Consider the following 7,175-nt stretch of genomic DNA (forward strand, 5'->3'; position numbering starts at 1 on the left):
ACTGGCAGTCAGGAGGTCGCGAGTTCGATCCTCGCAAGCTCCACCAAGAATACAAGACAATAAGTTACAAAGAATTTTACCTCCTGATTTCAGGGGGTATTTTTATAGCCGTCATATGCCCGTCATATGTGAAAACAAAAATAATCCATTTTAAAGAGAATTATATACCTGACTAACCCATCACGTATGGTTCTATGTTAGTCGGAATATAATCGCAATTAGTATTGATATATTTTATTCTGACCACAAGAAGGACATATTTGGGGAAAAGAAGTAGAAAATGAAGAAATGTGAATTGTTTCAACAAACCATTCGGTATGACCGCAACCAAGGCATTTTACGGGATGATATTTATTAACAGAATCATTTTCCCATTCTATAGGTTTGTAGATATTACTTGAAGGTATAAAATCAGGCATTTGAGAAGATGATAGTTGTGCAGACCTAATCTTGCGACTTAGTGGTTCATTTCATAAATAGTATTACGTAATATTCTTGATTTTCTCATTAGAAGATGGTATAATATCCTGCATAAAAAGGGAGGATATTATGCCAAGAATAAGTCCATTTAAGATTGTTCTGACGGATGAAGAACAACAATCTCTGAGCTCTATGACCAGAAAATATACGGCACCTTATCGAGATGTGATCAGGGCGCAAGTAATTCTTCTGGCTGCAGAGGGTTTGGAGAATAATGAAATTGGTAAAAAGCTTAATCTTCCCAGGAAAACGGTAAGCAAGTGGCGCAAGCGCTTTTTCAATGAACGAGAACGGGGGCTTGTGGAAAGACCACGAATGGGAAGACCATTTGCTTTTTCCCCCTGTGGAGATAGCCCAAATAAAGGCACTTGCTTGCCAGCTTCCCGTAGAGCGGGGCATTCCGTTAAGCCGGTTTAGCATAACAGAAATTGTCCGGGAGAAATGATGAAAATAGAACACGAATACACCCGAGGTGGAGCTTTGACGTATCTTGCAGCGTGGGATGTACGCAGGGCAAAAATCTTTGGCCGGTGTGAAACTAAAACCAGAAAAAAGTATTAACACCCAATGATTTTCTGAACCTCGATGCAGTGGAAGAACGTCTCATGAATTTCCAAATACATTATCAAGAAGTGGCTCGTCCTTATAGCTGGAAATTCACCCGTAAAGATTTACATGAAAAACTCAAGCTTGTGAGCAACCATATCATCACACAATTTAAACCATCCACTCCCAGTGCTTTTGTAAACCAGAAATATATAGACCGAAATCAAACTATGGAATCATTATTGGTCTATGTAAATACGTAACACAATTTATGAAATAGAGTACTTAGCAATGAGCTCATGAATGGGGCGCCGAAGATGACGCTGGCCGAATTGAAGCAATTGCCTGGCGCCGTCTGGGTTGACAAGGGAGGAACGAAATACGAGAAGTTCGCTGCCGTCATTCCCAAAGAAAAAATCACTGCCGGGTTCGTGGATGGCAACATAACCAAGGACGGCACGGCGATCTACGACAAGCCCAAGGACAAAGGTGGCAAACGCATCTGCACAGTCATTGGCGGCAAGCCCGTCCGCGGCTTCTTCACCCCGAGCGGCAAGATCGAGTTCTACAATGGTGACTTTGCGAAGAAGAAAGACGCCAACGGGAACCCTGTCGATCCCTTGGCGGGTTCGGACTTTGGGCCGCGGCCGCCTCGGACATCGAGATAGACGGCCACGTCGTCAGTTGTTTAAAGTTTTTTAAATTCCAACGTCTCCGACTTGGTGATTCTAAGGCTTTTGCTATGGTCACCAGGCGATAGGGTCTGGGTGGAAACGCCCTTGCCTCCCGATTTGGAAAGGAGACTACGTGATTTCCACACAGAATGCCTGCGACATTCTATCGCGCGCTATTCCGCCCCTGGGGAGGACTTGGCGCATGAAGACACCGGGCATCTCGCTGCGATTTTCGGTTACTCAGAGTTGCCAGTTGCGATGCCGTTACTGCCGGTCGGGCAGGAGAGGCGATCACGACAACATCGGCAGAAGTTTGCCGCAAGGTGAACTGATGGCCCTGCTCCATTTTCTACATCAGATAGCCGGTATCGCCAAACTCCGCTTTACCGGCGGCGAGCCCCTGCTGCGACACGATCTGCCGGAGCTGGTGGCGGCCTGCGCGGAACTGGGGATCGCCGACTTGGCGTTGACAACCAACGGTCAGCGCCTGGCCGAATTTGCCGGCGACCTGAAGCAGGCCGGACTGCACCGGGTGAATGTCAGCCTCGATTCTCTCGATAAGGACATCTTTTCGGCGATCACCCGCGGCGGCGACTTGACTGCCAGCCTAGCCGGGATCGAGGCTGCCCTTGCCCACGACCTGCAGCCCTTGAAGCTGAACATGGTTGTCTTGCGCGGCGTGAACGACCACGAGACCGGTGACATGCTTGACTTCGCCCTTAAATCGGGCTGCCATATCCGCTTCCTCGAACTAATGCCGATCGGCGTCGCTGCAATTGAATTCGATTGTCGCTTCATCGCTTGCCAGGACATTCGCGATCGACTTACCGCCCGCTACGACCTCCAGCCTCTGCCCTACGAAACAGGAGCGACCAGCCGCGACTTCATGGTGCGAGATGCCAGCGGGCGCACCACCGTCTGCGGCTTTATTTCGCCCAGCAGCCACCCCTTCTGCCACGGCTGTACGCGTCTGCGCCTGACCGCCGACGGCCGGCTGCTTGGCTGTTTGGCGAACCGCCGACAGCTCGATCTCCGCCCGGCCCTTGCCGCAGCCCTGGCCGGTGATAGCCAACCGCTCGCGGCGGCCATCACCGACGCTTTCGCACTGAAGCGCCAGCCCCACAACCTGGCAGACCAGTGTGATATGACTCGCATCGGAGGATGACCCATGCGCCTTGCTGGCTATGTCAATACGATCCTCACCCGGCGGCGTCTGCAATTTAACCGCCAGGAACTCTCCGGCGCCTTCGGTGACATTGGCACCGATCTGCCGCTGCTGGTTGGTATGGTGATGGCCAGCGGAATAGATGCTGGATGGGCATTCCTCCTCTTTGGCGTCCTGCAAATCGCCTCTGCCCTCATCTACGCTATTCTTTAACAGTTATTTGGAAATTTCGTTAGAAAATTGTTGTAAGTTATTGTAAATATTAGACGCGATTTTGGGGTGTCCTCAAAAAGTAGTGCCACAGGAATAAGAAATAATTATTGACACGAGTTATGTTCAGGTTTTAGTAAAGACCACTGGCCGGATTTGAACCAGATGATTGTCGGCGCCGTCATCGACGATAACGGCAGACCACTCTGCTGTGAGATGTGGCCCGGCAACACAACTGATGTTACAACCCTTATTCCCGTTGTCGACAAAGTACGCCAGCGATTTGGCATCGGCGGTTTCTGCATTGTCGCGGACCGCGGAATGATCAGCGCCGAGACCACTGCCGAGCTTGCAGCGCTATATCGTGTGTCTGAACACACGTCAGGCCCGCAAAGATGCGCAAGATCGTGAGGCAATAATCACCTCATTAAACGAACAAAACTACCATCAGAGGTCATGTGTTTTGCAGCTTCCTGGCATTGATCCTCAGAAAAGAACTCGATCAGCGTTTGAATCGCACCGGCTTTGCCTTTGAATGGGCTGACATCAGGCAAGACCTCAAAGCCCTACAAGAAGTCCAAATTAAAGAAGGTGATAAACGCTTTGCTATCCGTACCGAATGCAAAGTAAATTGCGGAACAATATTCCAGGCGGTTGGCGTCACGCCTTTCATGTCCGGCCCTCATCTCTTGAATATGTCAATGTGTAGACCTGACACTCATGTTTCCTTCGTAAAACGGGGAGACGCTATTTCTTCGGCTCCCCGTTTTTTGCCCAACAATCAACGAAATCATTGCCTTCATTGTGCTATTGACCAACTGCTTACTGTTCGAGCTAATGTTGAATTATGGCCATCTTTGTATGTAATGAATATTGTATAGTTCATGGGGAATACTGGCGATTTAGTTGAATATCGAGAACCACTGTCGTCCCACCATTTTTTTGTAGAACTATTGTATGCATAAGCAGAAGTATTGCCCATACCTGTTAGACTTGCAGATGATATTACATGATTTGGGTCATCGATATAAGATTCAACAAAATACTTATAATCAGGAGTCCCATTAACATCAGGATTGTTATTCATTCTTAGCATAAATACTTCTGCATTTGTAACATTGCCACCGTCAGATGTTACGAGTATGAAGGTGAGTCCATTTAAAGCCTTTTCTCTATTAGTACAGGAATCACTGATTTTAGTAAGGGCAAAAGTGGTTCCACCCCCAGCAACCGTATAAGTATAAGTTCCAGTAGCTTGATTACCGGTGCAGGATCCTGTGCCCCCGGTATCATTCAAAATCAACTGATTACCATTAGTAGTATAAGTCCCTGTTACATTCACGCCGTTTACATTGTCAACGGTCGTGTAGCTACCATTTGAGGCGATCGTAATTGTAAGCGTCCCAGTCTTCCATGTGCCGACTACATTGGCTGTCTTAGTGGATGGTGTAAAACCCCCATCTCCACCACATCCCGCCAAGCCAAACGCCACTGCAACAAAAACTCCCAGAACCACATTGATTGCATTCTTTCTCATGTCCTACCCTCCTATTGTTGGCTCCGAGGGATACAATCAGGCACCAAAACGAAGCCTTGTCTTGATGTTCAACAAGTAATTCTGTAGCCCCTTCATCCCAATTTTAAAATTATTTCTATTGTCGCAAGGATAAATAATTCTAAATATATAACACCTACAGCTAAAAAAACAACTGTTTTTGACGCAGGGGAAAACTTAGGCTTGACAAAACTACCATATGAGTTATACTAGTTGATATAGTTACAATAATTTATGTCAAAGGAATATGAAAATGCTAAAAAAAACCTCGGCGATGAAGGCCCGGCAGAATTTCGGCCAGGTCATGAACGAAGTGTCCCTGAAAGGGGATGACTATATCATTGAACGAGCGGGAAAACCGCTGGTGGCGATAATCTCTATGGAAAAATATCGGATGCTCCAAAGAGAGCGGGAAGAAGCACTCAAGTCGCTTGAGACTGTTTGGGACATAATGAGTAATGAGAAATCCCAAGTCGTCGAGAAAGCTATTGAAGAAGCTGTTAAAACGGCCAGAACCTTATGATGAGAGTTGTACTTGACACCAATGTGCTGGTAAGCGCCATCCTTGTTCCCCGGAGTATTCCCGCCCGAATACTACAGCTCATCCTTGAGGGGGGATCGACTTTTGTTATTTCGCAGGATATTATAGACGAAGCCAGCCGAGTTTTACAATACCCAGGGTTGGTTAAACTGATGAAACGGAACGGGGTAACTCCGGATGAGCTTGAAGTTGTTATTGATCAACTCGGCAAAATTGCAGTAATGACACCGGGACAATACACGGCAGACGCTATCAAGGATGGCCCAACGGACAATATATTCTTGGCCTGTGCCGTTGAAGGGGAAGCGGATTTTATCATTTCCGGAGACCGCCACCTCACCAATTTGAAGGAATTTCAAGGAATTACGATAGTCAATCCGGCCACATTTCTGTCAATTGTCCGGCGAGAAGAATAAACAGAGTAAAAACCAATACAGTTCATTTAAAAATTTTTGAACCACGAAAGTCACGAAAAACACGAAATTTGTCATTTTTTTAAAAAAATCATTTTTCGTGCCTTTCGTGTGTTTCGTGGTTAAATATCCTTCCTTTTTTCGCTTAAGTGAACCGTATTGGAGTAAAAACCCCATTTTGACATAGCTCTTTTCAAAAAGAAATCTCCTTTTGTTTGTGCGTTCTTTCGAAATCAAGAATCTACAAACCGAAAGGAGATTTTATTATGTGGAACACGCCTGCTGCTAACCAATTGTCAAAAATTCCCCGGCTGTACGAGACTGAGCACATCCCGCCGGAGGAGAAACTGATCCGTCACGAAAAGAACCGGGGGATACTGTATAACGCCCACCTCCTCATGGAGCAGGCGGAAGGGGAATATATCTACTGCGCCTCCAGTCATTGGTGATAAAAGCATTCATTTGCCTGCGCTTCGCCTCCGTCAGGGTATTATTCCCCATGAATTGAATCGGGGGGGCCATGGTTTTCTCACCGAGCAGTCGGTTATAATCACCGAGCAGCTTTCTGTCTAGGCGGGAGCGGATTTTTTCCGGATTGTTTTTCATATCGGAGAGTATGATTTTCAGGTCCCGCAGGTTAGATTGTATCCTCTTGTTCACTAGATTAATGAGAATGGGCGAAAAGGCTTTTACCATAAGATTCTCCGGCACGTTGCTGGAACGTTCTCCGTACGCGGTGAAGGTCATATCCACATGGTCCCCGGAAGGAACATACGTAAGACTGAACAGCACTCTGCCCAGAATGGTTACCGGCAGCCAGTTTTTCAGTCTCCCGATCCCCAGGTACATGCGGTTAGTACTTCCGGGTTGAATGAGATAGAGGTTTCCCTCGATTCCGCTCGGGTCCACAACATGTATAGCCGTATCCAGCAGGCTGATCATGTACGCCGGAGAAAAATCATACATGTTCCATATTCTGCACATGAGAACGGGGCTATCGAGCACTCTGTTCCAACGGTTCAGGGTAGTATTGAGGGTAAATGTGGTTTTGTAGGTGAGGATGGCTTCTTTCGTGAATTTCGGGACATCAACCTCTGTCGTGTAAACGGATAGTTCGTCTGCAAAAGAGAATGTATGCGTTACTATCAGGAGAAGTATCGTTGTCAATGCCGGGCGCATATTTCTGTATTCTTTCTTTGACGGTTTTTTCAGGAATATCGGGCAGATACAAACTGCCGTCAAAAAAACGGTACTCATATACTATAATGAACGTCCCTGTGCAAGCTGTGATTATGTTACGCCCGTTGCGTACCTATAAACCAAAAATACAACCTCGAAAGATAGATATAGAAACACAAAAAGCTTTTTACAATTAACGGAAAAGATTCAGTGAAATCAATACGAGTTATCAACATTTCAGGTTCTTCTCCAAAAGAGTTGGTTAAGAAATTTACTTACAAGGGTTGCATTGAGGAAATGATCTCAATCCAACCCTATTCAAAATATGTTGTTAGTTGCTGTCAAGCCCAAGCAAGTCAGCCTTCGGCTGAGGCTTGACAGATTGAGGCTTGCTTAGATTATTTACGTAACA

10 protein-coding genes and 1 riboswitch are annotated in these 7,175 nt (G+C 46.5%); of the genes, 8 read left to right on the forward strand and 2 right to left on the reverse strand.

Annotated elements, in window-relative coordinates; translation table 11 throughout:
* Positions 1-549 precede the first annotated feature (549 nt).
* The 5 genes from Q8O92_09415 (at position 550) to Q8O92_09435 (ending at position 3,486) form a co-directional block, all read left to right on the forward strand.
* Complete coding sequence (locus tag Q8O92_09415; GenBank protein MDP2983530.1) at positions 550-897, forward strand: helix-turn-helix domain-containing protein; 348 nt, start codon at positions 550-552, stop codon at positions 895-897.
* Between the two features lie 446 nt (positions 898-1,343).
* Complete coding sequence (locus Q8O92_09420) at positions 1,344-1,694, forward strand: hypothetical protein (GenBank protein MDP2983531.1); 351 nt, start codon at positions 1,344-1,346, stop codon at positions 1,692-1,694.
* Positions 1,695-1,726: 32 nt separating this feature from the next.
* A riboswitch (molybdenum cofactor riboswitch) is annotated at positions 1,727-1,844 on the forward strand.
* 58 nt (positions 1,845-1,902) lie between these two features.
* Complete coding sequence (locus Q8O92_09425) at positions 1,903-2,865, forward strand: radical SAM protein (GenBank protein MDP2983532.1); 963 nt, start codon at positions 1,903-1,905, stop codon at positions 2,863-2,865.
* 3 nt (positions 2,866-2,868) lie between these two features.
* A complete protein-coding gene (locus tag Q8O92_09430; GenBank protein ID MDP2983533.1) occupies positions 2,869-3,078 on the forward strand; it encodes a molybdate transporter family protein in 210 nt (69 codons plus the stop codon).
* 213 nt (positions 3,079-3,291) lie between these two features.
* Positions 3,292-3,486, forward strand: coding sequence for a hypothetical protein (locus tag Q8O92_09435; protein MDP2983534.1), 195 nt, complete (start codon positions 3,292-3,294; stop codon positions 3,484-3,486).
* Positions 3,487-3,874: 388 nt separating this feature from the next.
* On the opposite strand, the gene Q8O92_09440 is transcribed toward Q8O92_09435, so the two are convergent.
* Positions 3,875-4,612, reverse strand: a complete 738-nt coding sequence (locus Q8O92_09440) for a hypothetical protein (GenBank protein MDP2983535.1) — start codon at positions 4,610-4,612, stop codon at positions 3,875-3,877.
* Positions 4,613-4,883: 271 nt separating this feature from the next.
* On the opposite strand from Q8O92_09440, the gene Q8O92_09445 reads away from it, so the two are divergent.
* The 3 genes from Q8O92_09445 (at position 4,884) to Q8O92_09455 (ending at position 6,033) form a co-directional block, all read left to right on the forward strand.
* Positions 4,884-5,153: a type II toxin-antitoxin system Phd/YefM family antitoxin gene (locus Q8O92_09445; protein MDP2983536.1), complete on the forward strand. Its 270-nt coding sequence runs from the start codon at positions 4,884-4,886 to the stop codon at positions 5,151-5,153.
* Positions 5,150-5,587 carry a putative toxin-antitoxin system toxin component, PIN family gene (locus Q8O92_09450; GenBank protein MDP2983537.1) on the forward strand — a complete coding sequence of 146 codons (438 nt, stop codon included), beginning with the start codon at positions 5,150-5,152 and terminating at the stop codon, positions 5,585-5,587. The genes Q8O92_09445 and Q8O92_09450 overlap by 4 nt, the downstream gene beginning before the upstream one ends.
* Before the next feature lie 263 nt (positions 5,588-5,850).
* Positions 5,851-6,033: a hypothetical protein gene (locus tag Q8O92_09455; protein MDP2983538.1), complete on the forward strand. Its 183-nt coding sequence runs from the start codon at positions 5,851-5,853 to the stop codon at positions 6,031-6,033.
* On the opposite strand, the gene Q8O92_09460 is transcribed toward Q8O92_09455, so the two are convergent.
* Positions 5,981-6,763 carry a hypothetical protein gene (locus Q8O92_09460; GenBank protein ID MDP2983539.1) on the reverse strand — a complete coding sequence of 261 codons (783 nt, stop codon included), beginning with the start codon at positions 6,761-6,763 and terminating at the stop codon, positions 5,981-5,983. The two genes, Q8O92_09455 and Q8O92_09460, sit on opposite strands and share 53 nt — an antisense overlap.
* Between the last annotated feature and the right edge of the window lie 412 nt (positions 6,764-7,175).

It is taken from the genome of Candidatus Latescibacter sp. (assembly GCA_030692375.1).
Lineage (GTDB): Bacteria > Latescibacterota > Latescibacteria > Latescibacterales > Latescibacteraceae > JAUYCD01.